At 69.0% G+C, this 15,393-nt stretch carries 17 protein-coding genes and 1 tRNA gene; 5 read left to right on the top strand and 13 right to left on the bottom strand.

The annotated features are described in order from the left end of the window. The 4 genes from ABD292_RS16710 to ABD292_RS16695 all read left to right on the top strand — a co-directional run bounded on the left by ABD292_RS16710 (position 1) and on the right by ABD292_RS16695 (position 5,437). The gene (locus ABD292_RS16710; RefSeq protein WP_344209074.1) at positions 1–1,515 is read left to right on the top strand and encodes a complex I subunit 4 family protein; all 1,515 of its coding nucleotides are present in this window, start codon (positions 1–3) and stop codon (positions 1,513–1,515) included. Continuing rightward, positions 1,512–2,990: an NADH-quinone oxidoreductase subunit N gene (locus ABD292_RS16705; RefSeq protein ID WP_344208166.1), complete on the top strand. Its 1,479-nt coding sequence runs from the start codon at positions 1,512–1,514 to the stop codon at positions 2,988–2,990. Before ABD292_RS16710 ends, ABD292_RS16705 begins: the two co-directional genes overlap by 4 nt. A 102-nt stretch (positions 2,991–3,092) precedes the next feature. Next, positions 3,093–3,944 (top strand): zinc metalloprotease HtpX, encoded by an 852-nt coding sequence (htpX, locus tag ABD292_RS16700; protein ID WP_344208165.1) that lies wholly within the window; start codon positions 3,093–3,095, stop codon positions 3,942–3,944. Then, complete coding sequence (locus ABD292_RS16695; RefSeq protein ID WP_344208164.1) at positions 3,941–5,437, top strand: hypothetical protein; 1,497 nt, start codon at positions 3,941–3,943, stop codon at positions 5,435–5,437. Before htpX ends, ABD292_RS16695 begins: the two co-directional genes overlap by 4 nt. Here ABD292_RS16695 and ABD292_RS16690 read toward each other — a convergent pair. Both ABD292_RS16690 and ABD292_RS16685 read right to left on the bottom strand, forming a co-directional pair. After that, a complete protein-coding gene (locus tag ABD292_RS16690; protein ID WP_344208162.1) occupies positions 5,412–5,888 on the bottom strand; it encodes an NUDIX hydrolase in 477 nt (158 codons plus the stop codon). The two genes, ABD292_RS16695 and ABD292_RS16690, sit on opposite strands and share 26 nt — an antisense overlap. A gap of 334 nt (positions 5,889–6,222) precedes the next feature. Beyond that, positions 6,223–6,723 carry a YajQ family cyclic di-GMP-binding protein gene (locus tag ABD292_RS16685; protein ID WP_344209072.1) on the bottom strand — a complete coding sequence of 167 codons (501 nt, stop codon included), beginning with the start codon at positions 6,721–6,723 and terminating at the stop codon, positions 6,223–6,225. Between the two features lie 278 nt (positions 6,724–7,001). Here ABD292_RS16685 and ABD292_RS16680 point away from each other — a divergent pair. Then, positions 7,002–7,086 (top strand) — tRNA-Tyr (locus ABD292_RS16680). A gap of 219 nt (positions 7,087–7,305) precedes the next feature. Here ABD292_RS16680 and ABD292_RS16675 read toward each other — a convergent pair. The 11 genes from ABD292_RS16675 to ABD292_RS16625 form a co-directional block, all read right to left on the bottom strand. Next, positions 7,306–8,670, bottom strand: coding sequence for a tyrosine-type recombinase/integrase (locus ABD292_RS16675; protein WP_344208161.1), 1,365 nt, complete (start codon positions 8,668–8,670; stop codon positions 7,306–7,308). Beyond that, on the bottom strand, positions 8,667–8,858 hold the full coding sequence (locus tag ABD292_RS16670; protein ID WP_344208160.1) for a helix-turn-helix transcriptional regulator: 192 nt from the start codon (positions 8,856–8,858) through the stop codon (positions 8,667–8,669). Before ABD292_RS16670 ends, ABD292_RS16675 begins: the two co-directional genes overlap by 4 nt. After that, entirely contained in the window at positions 8,855–10,468 is a 1,614-nt protein-coding gene (locus ABD292_RS16665) for a replication initiator (RefSeq protein ID WP_344208159.1), read from the bottom strand. The genes ABD292_RS16670 and ABD292_RS16665 overlap by 4 nt, the downstream gene beginning before the upstream one ends. Beyond that, positions 10,465–10,668, bottom strand: a complete 204-nt coding sequence (locus tag ABD292_RS16660) for a hypothetical protein (protein ID WP_344208158.1) — start codon at positions 10,666–10,668, stop codon at positions 10,465–10,467. The genes ABD292_RS16665 and ABD292_RS16660 overlap by 4 nt, the downstream gene beginning before the upstream one ends. Beyond that, complete coding sequence (locus ABD292_RS16655) at positions 10,665–12,092, bottom strand: FtsK/SpoIIIE domain-containing protein (protein ID WP_344208157.1); 1,428 nt, start codon at positions 12,090–12,092, stop codon at positions 10,665–10,667. The genes ABD292_RS16660 and ABD292_RS16655 overlap by 4 nt, the downstream gene beginning before the upstream one ends. Positions 12,093–12,178: 86 nt before the next feature. Beyond that, positions 12,179–12,508 (bottom strand): hypothetical protein, encoded by a 330-nt coding sequence (locus ABD292_RS16650; protein WP_344208155.1) that lies wholly within the window; start codon positions 12,506–12,508, stop codon positions 12,179–12,181. Next, positions 12,505–12,771 carry a hypothetical protein gene (locus ABD292_RS16645; RefSeq protein WP_329591030.1) on the bottom strand — a complete coding sequence of 89 codons (267 nt, stop codon included), beginning with the start codon at positions 12,769–12,771 and terminating at the stop codon, positions 12,505–12,507. The genes ABD292_RS16650 and ABD292_RS16645 overlap by 4 nt, the downstream gene beginning before the upstream one ends. Continuing rightward, positions 12,772–13,197 (bottom strand): plasmid replication, integration and excision activator, encoded by a 426-nt coding sequence (locus tag ABD292_RS16640; protein ID WP_344208154.1) that lies wholly within the window; start codon positions 13,195–13,197, stop codon positions 12,772–12,774. A 122-nt stretch (positions 13,198–13,319) separates the two neighbouring features. Next, positions 13,320–14,036, bottom strand: a complete 717-nt coding sequence (locus ABD292_RS16635) for a GntR family transcriptional regulator (protein ID WP_344208153.1) — start codon at positions 14,034–14,036, stop codon at positions 13,320–13,322. A gap of 65 nt (positions 14,037–14,101) precedes the next feature. Continuing rightward, positions 14,102–14,581 carry a hypothetical protein gene (locus ABD292_RS16630; protein WP_344208152.1) on the bottom strand — a complete coding sequence of 160 codons (480 nt, stop codon included), beginning with the start codon at positions 14,579–14,581 and terminating at the stop codon, positions 14,102–14,104. 298 nt (positions 14,582–14,879) lie between these two features. Beyond that, positions 14,880–15,305 (bottom strand): hypothetical protein, encoded by a 426-nt coding sequence (locus ABD292_RS16625; protein ID WP_344208151.1) that lies wholly within the window; start codon positions 15,303–15,305, stop codon positions 14,880–14,882. Between the last annotated feature and the right edge of the window lie 88 nt (positions 15,306–15,393).

The following is a 15,393-nucleotide window of genomic DNA, read 5'->3' as shown; positions in this document are numbered from 1 at the left end:
ATGGGCTGGCTGCCGGTCGCGCTGCTGGCCGTGCCGCTGCTCGGGGCGCTCGGCCTCGTCGTGCTCCCGCACGTCCTGCGGCCGGTGCTGCGCGCGTACGGGCTGGTCCTGTCGGGTGTGACGCTGGCGCTGGCCGCGCTGCTGGTGGCGGCGTTCGACTACGGGCGGCCGGCGAGCCCGCAGTTCGAGCTGGACGTGCCGTGGATCCCCGGCCTCGGTCTCCGCCTTCACCTGGGAATCGACGGGGTCTCGCTGCCGCTGGTCGCGCTGACGGCGCTGCTGACGTTCCTGTGCTTCGGCTACCTGTCCTGGGGGCGCGCCCGCGCCGGCGAGTTCCAGCGCGCCCGGCCGCGTGCGCTGGTGTTCACGCTGCTGGTGCTCGAAGTCGGCATGATCGGCACCTTCCTCGCCCTCGACCTGCTGCTCTTCTTCGTCTTCTTCGAGATCGTGCTCGTCCCGATGTACTTCCTGATCGGCATCTGGGGCGGCGAGGGCCGGCGGGCCGCGTCGATCAAGTTCATCCTCTACACCCTGCTCGGCTCGGTCGTGATGCTGCTCGGCCTGCTGCTGGTCTGGGCGCAGACCGGCACGCTCGACATCGAGGCGCTGGCCGCGGCCCACGGCAGTGGGATGGCCAGATCGGTGCAGATCATCGCGTTCGTGGCGATCGGCATCGGCCTGGCCGTCAAGACCCCCATGTGGCCGCTGCACACCTGGCTGCCCGACGCGCACACCGAGGCGCCGACGACGGGCTCGGTGCTGCTGGCCGGCGTGCTGCTCAAGATGGGCACGTACGGCTTCGCCAGGATCGCCATCCCCGTCCTGCCCGAAGGCGCGCTGGCCGTCGCGCCGTGGCTGGGCGCGTTCGCCGTGGTCGGCATCGTGTACGGCGCGCTCGCCTGCCTGGCCCAGCGCGACCTCAAACGCATGATCGCCTACTCCTCGGTCGGTCACATGGGCTTCGTCCTGCTGGGCTTCGCCACCCTCACGCCCACCGGCATCAACGGCGCACTCTTCGCGAACGTCGCCCACGGCCTGATCACCGGCCTGCTGTTCTTCCTGGCCGGCGCGATCAAGGACCGCTACCACACGGCCGACATGACGGCGCTCGGCGGCGGCCTGCTGGCCACGCTGCCGCGCCTGGGCTCGGTGCTGACGTTCGCCGCGATCGCCTCGCTCGGGCTGCCGGGCCTCGCCGGGTTCTGGGGGGAGATGCTGGCGCTGCTCGGCGCGTTCCAGCCGGCGGACGGGCTGCCGCGCGGGCTGTTCCTGACGTACATGGTGATCGGCGGGCTGGGCGCGGTGCTGACGGCCGCGTACTTCCTGGTCATGCTCTCCCGCGTCACCCACGGCCGGCCGCCGCCGCTCCTCGCCGAGCACCGTGACGTCCGGCCGTACGAGCTGCTCGCCTGGACCCCGCTCGTGGCCCTGATCCTGCTGTTCGGACTCTGGCCGGGGCTCCTGCTCTCCCTCACCACCCCGGCCGTCCACACCCTGCTGGGAGCCCTGCCATGAGCCAGCAGATCGACTACTTCGCGATTGCGCCGCCGCTCGCGCTCGCCGTGACGGCCGCCCTGGTGCTCCTGCTGGACGCGTTCCTGCCGCACCGCCCCCGCACGCGGGCCGCGCTGGGCCTGGTCACGCTGGCCGGCGTGCTGGTGTCCCTGGGCTTCGTCGTCGCGCAGGCGACGGCGGCCCGGACCCTCGGCACGTTCTGCGTCCCGCCCGCCCTGGCCGGGACGGGCGGCTCGGCGCCGTGCTCGTACGTCGTGGACGGCTTCACGCTGGTCCTCGCGGGCCTCGTGCTGGCCTCCGCCGTGGTGATCGTGCTGATGTCGATGACCGAGCTGGCCGGCGGCGGCATCCCGGCAGGGGAGTGGCACTTCCTCCTGCTGTGCACCCTCGTGGGCGCGGTGACCCTGCCCGCCTCCCGCGACCTGGTCATGCTCGTGGTCGCCCTCGAACTCGTCTCGCTGCCGGTCTTCGCCCTCACCGCGCTGAAACGCTACGACGGGCGTGCCTCCGAAGCCGCCGTGAAGCTGTTCGTGGTGTCCGTGGTGTCCACGGCCGTCATGCTGTTCGGCGTGTCCCTTCTGTACGGGATGACGGGCACCGTCCACCTGTCCGGCCTGGCCGCGCAGACCCAGGCCGTGGCCGGCACGCCGGTCGTCACGGTCGGGGTCGTGCTCGTCGTCGCCGGGTTCGGCTTCAAGATCGCCGCGGTGCCGTTCCACGCCTGGGCGGCCGACGTCTACCAGGGCGCGCCGGTCCCGGTGGCCGCGTTGTTGTCGGTCGTGTCGAAGGCGTCCGGGTTCGCCGGGCTCATCCTGGTCCTCGCCACGGCGCTCCCCGGGCAGGCCGGCACCTGGGGTCCCGTCGTGGCGATCCTCTCGGCGCTGACCATGACGGCGGGCAACCTGCTGGCCCTGCGCCAGCGCTCCGCCGTACGCCTGCTGGCCTGGTCCTCCGTCGCCCAGTCCGGCTACGTCCTGGCCCCGCTCGCCGTCACCGGGGCCGTCGGGGCGCGGGAGGCCGTCGGCGCGTCCGTCGCCTACCTCGTCATCTACGCGGCCATGAACCTCGGCGCGTTCGCCGTCGTCCTGCTGGTCGCCAGGACCGCCGTACGCAACGAGCTCGACGACTACCGCGGCCTCGCCTTCCGCAGCCCGGCGGCGGGCCTCGCGCTCGCGTTCTGCCTGGTCTGCCTGGCGGGGCTGCCGCCGGGCCTCGCGGGGCTGTTCGCCAAGGTGTTCGTGTTCCGGGCGATCGTGGAGGGCGGGCTCGGCTGGCTGGCGCTGGTCATGGCGGTCAACACGGTGATCGGGCTCTACTACTACGCGGTGTGGGCCGCGCGCCTGTTCACCCCGGCCCCGCGTCCCATCACCCCGGCCGCCGCTCCCGCGCTCTGGCCCGCGGCGGGCCTGGCGGTGGGGGTCGCGATCGTGTTCTCGCTCGCCCCGCAGCTCGTCCTCGACCTCGCCGGGTTGTGACGCGCGCGGGTTCGCGCTCCGCCCTCGGCTGAGCACGCCGGGGAACGAAGAGCCGGGTCGTCTTCGTTGGAGGGGGTGAACCCAGAGCACGAAGGGGGAGCCTTGCACCACAACGGTCTGCGCACAGCCGTCCTGCTGGGCGGCATGTCTGCGCTGATCCTGCTGGTGGGCGCGTGGTTGGGTGGTGGCGTCGGTGTCCAGATCGCGTTCGTTCTCGCCCTCGTGGGCAACGGCGTCGCCTACTTCTTCTCCGACCGGATCGCGCTGTCGGCCATGCGGGCCAGGCCCGTCAGCGAGGTCGAGCACCCCACCCTTTACCGGATCGTCCGCGAGCTGAGCACGCAGGCCCGGCAGCCGATGCCGCGGCTGTACATCTCGCCGACGGTGCAGCCCAACGCGTTCGCGACCGGCCGCAGCCCGCGGCAGGCGGCGGTCTGCGTCACGTACGGGCTGACGCAGCTCCTCGACGAGTCCGAGCTGCGCGGCGTGATCGGGCACGAGCTGTCGCACGTGTACAACCGCGACATCCTGCTCTCGTCCGTGGCCGGCGCGCTGGCCACCATGATCACTTGGCTCAGCTATATCGCGGTCTTCTTCGGCGGCTCCGACGACGACGAGGGCCCCGGTTTCCTCGGCGCGCTGCTCATGATGGTGCTCGGCCCGGTCGCGGCCGGAATGGTGCAGATGGCGATCAGCCGCACCCGCGAGTTCCAGGCGGACGAATCGGGCGCCCGCCTCACCGGCGACCCGCTCGCCCTCGCCTCGGCCCTCCGCAAGATCGAGCTGGGCGCCCGCCGCCTGCCGCTCCCCGAGAACAGCCGCCTGACCTCCGCCTCCCACCTGATGATCGCCAACCCGTTCGCCGGCTCCGGCATCGGCCGCCTGTTCTCCACGCATCCGCCCACGTCGGAGCGTGTCGCGCGGTTGGAGCGCATGGCCGGATACCGGCGATGACGGGACGTCCGCCGCGATTAACCAGGGCCGAACGGCGCCTGTGGAACGCGTTCCCGACCGGTGAGATCGTCGACCTCGGCCCGGTGACGCCGAGCAGGTCCGGCACGCCCCCCGGTGGCAACGCGCCCAAGGACGGCGGCACCTGGGGCCCCGAGCGGACGATCCGGGCCAAGGTCATCGCGTCCCTGCTGCTCGGCGCCCGGGAGGTGGGCGCCGGCGCGGTCCCCGCGGTCCGGCTGCGCGGGGCCCGCATCACCGGCCAGCTCGCGCTGCTCGGCGGGACGATCCCGTACGAACTGGTCCTGAGCGGCTGTCACCTGGACCAGCCGCTCCAGCTCATGGGCAGCACCACCCGCACCATCCGGCTGACCGACTGCACCTTCCCCGGCCTCGGCGGCAGCGGCCTGCGCGTCGCGGGCCACCTCAGCCTGTCCGGCTCGAACATCACCGGCACCGTACGCGTGACCAGGGGCGTCTTCGAGAGCGGCCTGTGGGCCTCCGGCACCAAGGTCGTCAGCGACGACGGCGAATGGGCCTTCTACGCGAACGCCGCCGTCGTCGACTCCGGCCTGTTCTTCCGCAACTCCGACTTCACGGGCGGCATCAGCCTGGTGGGCGCCCGCCTCAACGGCGGCTGCTTCATGGAGGGCTCGACCCTCCGCAACCCGGGCAAGGACGCCCTGACCGCCGACAACGTCGTGGTCGAGGACGTGATGCTCCTGACCGACGGATTCCGGGCAGAAGGCTGCGTACGCCTCCGCGGCGCCCGCATCAACGGCCGCTTCGCCCTGCGCGGCACCGTGACCAGCCCCGACACCCGCTACGCCCTCCACCTGAGCCACCTGGAGATCCGCGAGGCGTCCCTCATGCCCGCCGCGCCCGTGGACGGCGTCGTCACCCTCGCGCACAGCAAGATCGGCACCCTGCACGACGACCCCGACACCTGGCCTGCCAAGCTCCGCCTCAACGGCCTCACCTACGAACGCCTGCGCGGCTCCGGCGTCGCGCGCAGGATCGAATGGGTCACCAGGGACCCCGAGGGCTTCCGGCCCCAGCCGTACGAGCAGCTCGCCGCCTGGTACCTCAAGGACGGCAACGACGCGCTCGCCCGCCGCGCCCAACTCGCCAAGCTCCGCGCCCGCCGGCGGACCCAGGGCCCCGGCGGCCGGATCTGGGGCCGGCTGCTCGACGCCGCCGTCGGCTACGGCTACCGGCCCTGGCTGGCCGGCATGTGGTTCACGCTGCTGCTGGCGATCGGCACGGCCGTCTTCGCCGTACAGCCGCCCCGGCCACTCAAACCTGACGAGAGCCCGCATCTCAACGCGTTCGCGTACGCCTTCGACCTGCTCCTGCCGCTGCCCGCCTTCGGGCAGCGCGAGGCGTTCGACCCGATGGGGTGGACGCAGTGGCTGGCGTACACGCTGATCGTCGCCGGCTGGATCCTCGCCACCGCGCTGATCGCCGGCGCTACCCGAGTTCTCCGGCCGCAATGATTTTTCGTACGATGTCCGCCAGGTCCTCCGGGAAGTACTTCTCCTCGGTGCTCTCCAGCTCCGCCACGCTCCACCACCGGTAGGCGGTCGTGGTGTCCTTCTCGACCTGCTCCATGTGCTCGAACGACACGGCGGACGCCGCCTCGGCCACCCGGAACGCGTAGAAGGTCTGGTCCTGGGTGATGGTGTACCCGCCCCAGTCGAAGGTGATGGTGATGGTGCCGTACGGGCCGCGGAGGTCGCCGGCGTCCGCCCGCATCCCGACCTCCTCGAACAACTCCCGCGCCGCCGCCTCGGCCGCCGTCTCGCCGTCCTCCATGGCCCCGCCGACCGTGAACCAGAACGGTTGGTCGGGGCGGTCCGGGTCGAACCCGTACAGCAGGAGCACCCGGTCCTGCTCGTCGAAGGGGAGGGCACGTGCCGTGAAGCGGCGCAGGGGGATCTTCGTCACATTCTGGAGCTTACGGCGACACGGGACGGGGCGTGGGGGCCCGTGGACCTCGGCGCGGGCTGGGGCTGGGGCTGGGGCGGAGGGCACGTAACCGCCCGCCCGCCCGCCCGCATGCCTACTCCGACCCTCTGAACACCGCAACCGCCGACCGAGAACCACCGGTTGCAGAGTGCCGGCCGGGGCCTGCCGGAGGATCGACTGCCGGAGGATCATGACCGATGGACTCCATGACCCACGACCCCCACGACCGCACGCCATCCCGCCCAACCGGCCACCCTCACCGCGCCGTTCAGCGTCGGCGACATCACGCGACCAGCGCCAGCCGCACCCCGCACTACCGGTAGTTCACGAACTGCAACGCGATGTCCAGATCCTTGCCCTTGAGCAGAGAGATGACATCCTGCAGATCATCCTTCTTCTTCGAACTGACCCGCAGCTCCTCACCCTGAATCTGGGCCTTGATCCCCTTTGGCCCCTCGTCCCGGATCAGCTTGGAGATCTTCTTAGCGTTCTCCTGATCGATGCCCTCCTTGAGCGAGATCATCATCCGGTACTCCTTGCCGGACAGCTTCGGCTCCCCAGCATCGATGATCTTCAGCGAGAGCCCCCGCTTGACCACCTTCTCCTTGAAGACGTCCAGCGCCGCGTTGGCCCGCTCCTCGCTGTTCGCCTTGATCTCGATGTTGTTCTGCCCGGACCAACTGATGCTCGCCCCGGTGCCCTTGAAGTCGAACCGGTGCCCGATCTCCTTGACCGTCTGGTTCAGCGCGTTGTCGACCTCCTGCCGGTCGATCTTGCTGACGATGTCGAACGACGAATCAGCCACAACACCCACCCTCTCAGCTGCGAAGTCCTCTAAGGATCCGACCACCCGGACGTACCCCTGTGCCCGGCACACCGACGCGCATGATGCACCCGAGCCCAGACACGCCCGTACACACGGACCCAGCGAACGAGCCTAGCCAGCATCGCCGCCCCATGCAGTCCACCGCCCCCGCCCCAGCGCCCCGTCCGAGGATCCCGCCGCGAGAACCCGCCCCAGGACAAACCGGTGTCACGTGCACCTCCGAAGTCCGCTATTCTTCTGTGTGTCGCCGCGAGAGCGGAAGACAAGGCAGGTTGCCCGAGTGGCCAAAGGGAGCGGTCTGTAAAACCGTCGGCTCAGCCTACGCAAGTTCGAACCTTGCACCTGCCACCAGCAGTAAGCGCAGCTCAGAGGCCCTTCGGGGCCTCTTCTGCGTTTCAGGGGTACGCAGCCAGATGCAGCCCTGAGTGGCCCGTTGTCGCTGGTCCACCAATATACGTGCAATGATCTTGGCGGCGTTTCCGCTGGTCAATCCTTGGTTCGCGGCCAATACGCGGCCAAGAACAAGAGCCCCGGTGGTGGCCGGGGCTCTGGGCGAGGTTGAGCTGTGGGTCATGCGGCGAGGGCTTCACCGATCCGCTTGTTCGCGATCTCCCGTTGGCCGTCAATGCACTTGGCATAGACCCTCAGGAGGACATCGACGCTGTGGCCGGCTCGTTCGGCCACGTCCGGAGCTGGCACCCCCGCGTTGAGCCAGAGGGACACTGCCGCGTGCCGGAGATCATAGGGACGCTTGGCGAGCGGAGAGGCCACCTGAGCGGGCGTGAAGGCCAGGAGCCGAGCGGCCTGCCACACCTCCGTGTACGCCGTCGAGGCGACGACGCCTCCCCGCTCGCTGCGGATGATCCGGCCGTCGTCGCCTGTTCCGTACTCGGCGATGTGCTCGCGCAGGATCTTGACCAGTTCGGGAGGGATGGGCACCGGCCGAACGTCCTGCCTGCCCCGGTGCTTGAGGCCGCGTTCCTCGTGAGCGTCCCCGGTGTCGGTCCACTGCGTGTTGACCTCGGGGCGAGACACGTCGATCGTCAGTTGTCCCCAACCCTCAGGAGGTAGGTGGCAGTCCTGGATGCGGAGGCCCACCGCTTCGGCCGGTCGGAGCGCGGCGTAGTACATGCAGGCGAAGAGGGCCATGAGTCGCCGGCCTCTGCCGCGACGGCCGACATAGGTCACCGCGGTCAGCAACTCTTGCGCCTGGCGGGGGTTCATTACGACGCGAGGGTCTACCGTCTCCGTGGTCTTGGGAGGCTTCCACTTGATCTTGTGCAGCGGATTTGCCGAAAGTTCGTCCAGCTCCACCGCGTACTCCAGGAGGGCGTGGAAGACGGCACGCTTGCGGGCGATCGTCGTGGAAGCTGCCGCCTTACCGTCGAGGCGCAGTGTCAGGGCGTGCAGGGCGAGCCGCACCGTTTTGGCCTCCTCCAGGTCGGTCAGGTCGAGCGAGGCCGCCTTCATCCAGGCCACGGCGGCAGCGTGCTGCTGAGGAACGGTCGGTCGCTTGTCCTCGGGCAGAAGAAGGCACTTGCGGAGAACCGTACGCAGTTCATCGGCATCTGGGCGGCCCGCCCTGTCCTTGGTCAGGGCAGGCAGGACCGTCGCCAGGGCGTCAGACATGCTGTCTCGGCTCTTGGCCGCTGCGTGCGGCCACTTCATCTCTATGAACGCCTGAGCGAACTCCAGAACGCTCCGAGCGTCCTTGGCCTTGATCATGGACGTCGGTAGCCCGGATTCCACCTCGAAGGCTTCACCGCGCTTGGCGGCCTGCCGCAGGTCGGACAGGAAGCTTTCGGCGAGGGCTTTGGTGCGGTAGGTCTTCGAGGAGCGCTTGCGGGCGACGGACCAGCGGACGACGTACGAGGGCGTTTTGCTGGACTTGTTGCGGGTGATCTCGAAGAACTTCACGTCGTACGAAGTCGTCATGCGGCGCTCCGGAGTGATTCGAGCCAGGCTTCGAGGTCGCTGCGGTAGATGCGCAGTTCACCGTTGGGCAGGCGGATGCCTTGCGGTGCTTTGCCGATCTCGCGCCAGCGGTAGAAGGTGCGGCGGGAGACCCCGCCGAGTTCGTCGAGGACCTGGGAGACGCTGAGAAGTTCGTCGCGCCTGCTCATGCCGCCCTCCCTATCTGCTCAATTGCCGAAAGATCTTGACCGGCTGCTCTGGCTTCCAGCTCTCTGAGGTGGGCTCGCCAGCGCTGCCGTTCGGCCACGGTGCGCAGGAGCCGTACGGCGAGAGGTGGCACGTTGGCGTCGCCGGCCGGGACGGGCCGCCAGATGTAGCGGTGCGGGTCGGTTGGCTCGTCGGTCTGACCGAGGGCTTCCAAGACCCAGGTACGGCGATCCTGCCGATGCTCGGCCAGGGTCTTGTTGGACCACTTGCGGGAGACCAGGACACGACGGCCCGCGTAGCCGAGGTGTTCGGGCTTGTGCGCCTTGGAGCGGCACCGGCCGGGAGCCATCCCCGCTTTGGCGTTCTTGGGCTGGACGCCGTAGCGGAGCCAGTTCGGGCAGGTCGGCGAGCAGGGTTCGTACCGCAGGGCGTCGACCATGCGGGCGGCGTGCTCGCGCTGGGCCTGGCCGCCGTCGAGGGCGTCGCCGAGGGACTTGGTCAGGTACTTGGACAGGTAGCGGATGCACTGGTCGGCGTCCGGCGTACCAGCGAGAACGCCTTGCACGTCCACCTGTTCGCCGAAGCACAGCACGTGAAGGGGTTCGGCGTCCTCGTCCAGGGCATCGAGGGCTTCGTCCCAGGTGGGCAGAACTTCCCCGCTGACCGGGTCGAGGTAGCCGGCCTGCTCGTCCCAGACGGGCAGGTGGTCACCGTCGAAGCGCACCTTGTCAGCCTGCGGCCACCAGACCTGATGGTAGGTGGCGGCGGCTATCTGCTTGATCTCCGCACGCGGGAGGGTGCCCCGGATGGCCATGTGCAGGTGCGGGGCCAGCCGCTTCTGAGGTTCGACGGCGGCGAAGTACTGCACGTCATAGCCCGCGACCCGGCGCAGGTTCTGCACGAACCGGTCCACGAGCTTGGAGAAGTGCAGCGCGTCCCGAGCCGCCCGCCGGTAGTCGTAGCCGTCCGGGTCGATCGGGACGCCGTCACGAACCCTGCCGTAGCTGGGCAGGGTGAGCGTGACGAACAGCGACGGCCGGTAGACCTTGCCATCGGACGCGCAGAAGGTGCGTCCCAGGGTGGTCCTGGCCATCTTGCGCTTGGGCAGGTCGGGTGCGTCCTGCCGCCTCCGGGTCGATCGGGAACGCTTGGGCACCGCGGATCGGATGACGCTGCCCCGCATTCCGGCGGCGTTGATCTCCTCGTCCAGGCCCGCGAGGACGTCGTCCAGATCGGTCGTGTCGTCGCCGGCCTGTGCGGCGGCGTCGCGCTTGGCCTGCATGTCGGCGCGGAACTCCACCAGCCAGCGCTGTTCCTCGTTCGGTTCGTCCGGGGTGATGGCCGGTTCGGTGTCGAGGTGCCAGCCCTCACGGCACTGGGCCATGCGAAGCTGCCGGTTGCGCTTGGCACACGGCGGGCACTTGCTGTCCAGGGTGGAGCCACACGGCACGTCGATGATCTCGGCCTTGCCAGTGACGACGTCCAGCCGTCGCAGCGCGAGGGGCCGGATGCAGACGCCGTGCTGCTTGGCGACCTCCACGAGCACATCCCGGGCCATCGGCATGGCTTGGCGGACGGCTCGGGGGAGAGCGCGGTCGTGCGGATGGGTCATACGGTCCTCCCTTCGTCGGTGGTCTCGGTCATCGCGGCGCACAGCCGGTAGTGCTCCAGGCGCGGGTGAGCGTGGATGCGGGAGTGACACAGCTCGAAGACCCGCATACGGGGCAGGTCACGGGCGGTCAGCAGGACCAGCAACGGACGCCCCGCAACGAGGCTGATTTCATCGGCGGTGCCGTGGAAGCAGATCTTCATGCCGCACCGCCGTGCGATGCGTAGGTGTCGGCCATGGCGCGGATGTCGGTGTCGGAGACGTAGGCGGCGCGGACGCGGACGGGTTCGGGGCTGGATTCCAGCCGGACGTAGCCGACACCCGCGCCCAGCTCCGGCACCGGCGAGATGTGATCGGCGAGCGCGCCGCGATCACGTGCGCCGTCGCCGAGGACCATGTCCACCTGTTCCGACTCGTCCAGCCGCAAGGCGATCTTGTCGGGGAACAGGTTGCGGATGTTTATGACCTCTTTACGCGGGTCCTGCAACGCGGCCAAGACACCCACGCCGACCGCGCGGCCCTGGGTGGTGAGCGTCGCCAGCGCGGCGGAGATGCGCTGCCGAAGCTGCCGGTCGGACTGGTAGGCGGTCAGGAACGCCACCTCGTCGACCACGACCAGGACGAACGGGTCATCGACGGTGGGGGAGTGGGAGCGCTGGAGACCGGCGAAGCGAGCCGCCCGCTTCTGCATGACGCTCACGGCCTCGTCCAGCAGGTCGGCGCACTCTTCCGGAGTGGCCGCGTACCGATCGCCGAACAGGTCGCGCCCGTAGGACAGTTCCATCAGCTTGGGATCCAGCGCCCACAGCTCGACCAGGCCCGCACGCGCGGCGGGAAGCAGAGAGCGGATGACGGACCAGATGATCGACCCCTTACCGGCCCCGGTCGCGCCCGCGACGAGGACATGGGTGCCATGCACCTTCAGCCGCCAAGGCCGCCCGTCCTCTTGCCTGCCGATCTCGACCGGCCCCACGGTCGGCTCCCCCGGTACGGGCAACGCCGGAAGGGGCGAGGCGAGTGGATCACTGCGAGGAAAGGCCAGCGTCAGCCGACCGGCCCGGGACAGTGCCACCCGGCAGGACTTCGCGCCGAAGCCGTGGGCCAGGTGGTCGGCTCGGTCGGACCAGTCCTTGACCGCCTGGCCCTTGAGCATGCGCACGGTGACCAGGTCGGCCCACGAGGTGCAGGTGACCTTGCCTAGCCGGGGCAGGTAGTCGCGGCCCCGGAGGTGACGGCCGAGACCGGAGACGATCATGACGGGTTGCCAGTGACGGCGGTAGATCCAGACGAGTCGCCACCAGGCCAGCAGCCGGTAGCCGACCAGGCGGGCGAAGGACGGGCGGTCGATGAACGCCCACGAGATCAGGGCCAGAACGACTGTCCCGGACAGAGACGCCGCCAACGGCCAGTCATAGACGTACCAGAGAGCGCCGAGTGCCACCGGGACGACGGCCGCGATGGGGTGACGCCAGATCATGCGGACGAGGCTGGCGAGCATGCGCCAGGCGAGGATGACCATGGTGAGGATGGCGGGAGGGGTGACGACGGCCGGGCGGAAGACGACGGCCGTGTCGGGCGTGGTGGAGACGAGGTTGCGCGCCTCGTCGCCAGGCAGCCGCTTGAACATAAGCTAGATACCTCTCGTGATGTGGAGTCGTGGGAGAACCGAGGGGCCGCCGGAAGTTGCCGCTTCCAGCGGCCCCGCCTCATGTGTCAGGCCGCCGGGCCGGTGATGTCTGGGGTGGCGTCCTTGTCGTCGGCCGTCTGTTCGGCGTGCAACTGCTCGCAGTCGGCCAGGTAGCGAGCGGCAGCGGTGAAGATCTCGCGGGCGATGGCCAGGTCGGCGTCGGTGACCGGACCGGCCCCGGTGGTGGAGATGTGCACGTTCGCCTCGTCGGAGGTGAACTCCAGGTACGGGCGCGGGTAGCTGAGCAGCAGTCCGGCGCGGACCTTCAGGTGCGGCGTGTGGAAGGAAACTCCGACGTGCGGCGTGGACTCCGGCCTCATGGACAGGGTCAGGTAGGTGTAGGGGCCGAGCGTCACGCCGCGACCCCCTTGCCGTCGGGCAGCCCGTAGAAGCTGCGCTCCAGCGAGCGGGCGAAGCGCGATGCCTCTCGGGCGAGCTGGCGCGCGAACTCCAGGTCCTCCACCGTGACCGGCCCGCTGGTGGTGACCAGGACGGAGGTGGCGCCGAAGTCGAGCGCCAGAACGGGCTCACGACGCGGGAACGGGTGGTTGAGCGTGCGGGCGGCGTGCCCGGTGGTCAGCCGGATCACGCTGTTGCGCGGCGTACGGCGTCGGGTCATTTAGGCGGCATCCTTTCCAGCCGGAGCCTTGCTCTGAGCGGGCTGGTTGAGCTGGCGAGGTGCGTGCATCTCACGGACCTTGATCGAGTACGCGAGACGGCCGGCCGCGTTGACGTACGGCGTGACGGACATGCCGTCGAACTCGACCGGCGTGAACGGCAGCCCCGGCATCGGCTGAGGGGGCACCGGCTGCACCGGGGCGAGGATCTTGACCGCCACCGTCTTCTGGGCGGGCTTGAGGGTCGGGTCACCGTCCATGACCGCGACCTGCCAGACCAGCTCACCGGTCTGCTTGTCGCGGGCCTGCACGAACCGGCCGTTGGCCGAGGCGTCGAAGTCCTTGACGGGCTCGACTTCGCCGACGATGTAGCAGCCGTGCGGGAAGACCATGGGGTAGGTGACGGGGATGGGTCCCTGGATAGCCATGTTGTTCCTCTCGATAGCGGAGGACAGCTCTACGTTCGCTCGTCCACTTGTCCGCATGAGTTGAGAGTAGGTGACCGCAACTCGTTCGCACAAGTGGCTGAGCGGTAAGTGGCGGGTAAGAGTTAGCTCACCTTGAAGACATCTTCGAGCACGTGCAGGCTCCCCGGCAGCGCCAGGCTCACCACCATCAGCACGTCGCCGGCCGCATCGTGCACGGTGGCCAGCACCCCGAGAACCGGGTTGGGCGACCCAAGGAGTTCGGCTTCCTCCTTGGTCGGCTTGCGTGCGCTGACCCGCTCGGTGATGTGGTCGAAGCGCAGGTGCTTGACCGACAGGAGATGCTGGCGGATCCCCCGCCGCAGAGGCTCGGGTTTGTCCAGGTCAGTGCCGATAGCGTGCTCCAGCGGCACCCAAATCGTCTCTACCGCCGAGACCACATCGGCCTGCCGCGCCACCCTCTTCCGCGCGATCAGCGGCGTTCCCTCGGCGACACCAAGCAGCCGCGCGACATGACGAGGAGCCGCTACGCGCCCTGCCTCCAGGACCGCATTAGCGTTCTCGCCCTGCTCGGCCGTGCTCAGGCTGGGTCGTACGGCCTCGGCAGCGCTCTGCGGGCGACCTTTGACGAACGACCCGCGGCCATGCTCCCGCTCGATCCACCCCTGCATGGCCAAGGTTTGGAGAGCGCGCACGACAGTGGTCCGGCCGACACCGAGTTCGCGCACGAGCTGGGTCTCAGACGGCAGCATGTCGCCCGGGGCGTACTCGCCCGATTCGATCCGCTCCTGAATCGTCCGCATGACCTGCGCGTATTTGGGTGGGGCGAAATCCATGCCCATCTCAACCGCCCGTTCACTCTTCCACTTGTGCGCATAAGCACAGTACCGGCTGAGGCAACCGTCTGTCAGTGGCCCTCGTCCAAAGGGCAGCAGGATGTAACCGGCTCAAGAGCCTTCACCATGGCAACGCACGTAGGGCACGCTCTGGGCGCAGTCACAGAGAAGGGCACCGACCAACCACACATCGGCAGCGGCCAAACCGGCGATGAGCACAACGCCACCTCGGCGCCCGGCTTCACGGCGTGCAGCTCGGTCGACTGCCCCGTCCTCATCAGCCCGGTCACGAACGCCGGGGGAGCAGCTACCACGATCGGCTCCTTCAGATCGAGGTCATCCCACTGCAGCGGCCAGCGCCGTATGCCATAGGGCAGTTCACAGGCGTAGCCGTCGAGCCGAACCAACGCCGTCGTACCGTTGCTCAGGGCCGCCACCACCACGCCCCGACGCCCGACCAGCGCCGAGTGAAGAGCACGCGTACGCACATGGCTGTGGAAGGTGTCCACGATCGTCGCCCTCCAGCCGATGCGCGAACCGGGGTCGCTCACGACGGCTCCGAAGTCTGCCGAGACCGGAGTTCGGCGTAACGCATCGCAACCCGGCGAGCCGCCCCGAGAGGATCACTCGCCGGATGCCACGCATAGATAACCCGATGGCGATCGGGATTCCATCCGGTACGCCACCAGAACCGTCTACCGTCGCACCAGACGACCAGATTCACCCAAACCGAAACCAGCGCCAACCCATAACCATCATGGACCTCGGCATTGATTCCTTGATGGCGCAATTCCTGCTGCAGGAACGCGGCCGATCGACAGGGACCGCCGCCGATCAGCATGGGGGCGGTCACTTGGCGATCCGCTCAAACAGCACGGACCCCGCCGGATCGAGATATGCGCGGAAGATCTGACGGCTTGACAAAGCGTCAGAACCCGCGCCGAAATCAAAGACCCTATGCACGATGCTGCCCCGGACAAAGACCTCACCCGGCACGCTCCGCATCGCCTTACGCAGCTCGTCCATCGCCGTAGCCTGAAACGCCGAGGACCCGCACGCCCCCAGGGCGTCACCCTGCCCCGAGGGGATGCGGACCTCCCACTCGAACCGCTCCTGCGGCGTCTCGGCCGCCCCCGGGCAGTGCAGGCAATCCTCTTGCGCGGACGCAGCCAGACCCAACCCGGTGGCCGCGACATGGCCGCGCCGAGTGACGATCTTCCAGCCCCGCCCGTCGCACTCTGTACATCTGACTGGCGTTGTCATGCCGGACAGCATGATTGCCGATACTTTTCAGACCTATCCCACGCTGATATACGACCACGGGATATAGGCTCCGCCGCGCGAGGGAAAGCATCATCCGGGC

The sequence above is a fragment of the Nonomuraea bangladeshensis genome, assembly GCF_039529455.1.
GTDB classification, from domain to species: Bacteria; Actinomycetota; Actinomycetes; order Streptosporangiales; family Streptosporangiaceae; genus Nonomuraea; species Nonomuraea bangladeshensis.
This window is presented reverse-complemented; position numbering and strand designations above follow the sequence as displayed.

Excerpts from the sequence above, each read along its gene's own strand:
- ABD292_RS16710 (WP_344209074.1), top strand. The coding sequence starts at position 1 with ATGGGCTGGCTGCCGGTCGCGCTGCTGGCCGTGCCGCTGCTCGGGGCG.
- ABD292_RS16705 (WP_344208166.1), top strand. The coding sequence starts at position 1,512 with ATGAGCCAGCAGATCGACTACTTCGCGATTGCGCCGCCGCTCGCGCTC.
- ABD292_RS16695 (WP_344208164.1), top strand. The coding sequence starts at position 3,941 with ATGACGGGACGTCCGCCGCGATTAACCAGGGCCGAACGGCGCCTGTGG.
- ABD292_RS16675 (WP_344208161.1), bottom strand. The coding sequence starts at position 8,670 with ATGACGACTTCGTACGACGTGAAGTTCTTCGAGATCACCCGCAACAAG.
- ABD292_RS16670 (WP_344208160.1), bottom strand. The coding sequence starts at position 8,858 with ATGAGCAGGCGCGACGAACTTCTCAGCGTCTCCCAGGTCCTCGACGAA.
- ABD292_RS16665 (WP_344208159.1), bottom strand. The coding sequence starts at position 10,468 with ATGACCCATCCGCACGACCGCGCTCTCCCCCGAGCCGTCCGCCAAGCC.
- ABD292_RS16660 (WP_344208158.1), bottom strand. The coding sequence starts at position 10,668 with ATGAAGATCTGCTTCCACGGCACCGCCGATGAAATCAGCCTCGTTGCG.
- ABD292_RS16655 (WP_344208157.1), bottom strand. The coding sequence starts at position 12,092 with ATGTTCAAGCGGCTGCCTGGCGACGAGGCGCGCAACCTCGTCTCCACC.
- ABD292_RS16645 (WP_329591030.1), bottom strand. The coding sequence starts at position 12,771 with ATGACCCGACGCCGTACGCCGCGCAACAGCGTGATCCGGCTGACCACC.
- ABD292_RS16640 (WP_344208154.1), bottom strand. The coding sequence starts at position 13,197 with ATGGCTATCCAGGGACCCATCCCCGTCACCTACCCCATGGTCTTCCCG.
- ABD292_RS16635 (WP_344208153.1), bottom strand. The coding sequence starts at position 14,036 with ATGGGCATGGATTTCGCCCCACCCAAATACGCGCAGGTCATGCGGACG.
- ABD292_RS16625 (WP_344208151.1), bottom strand. The coding sequence starts at position 15,305 with ATGCTGTCCGGCATGACAACGCCAGTCAGATGTACAGAGTGCGACGGG.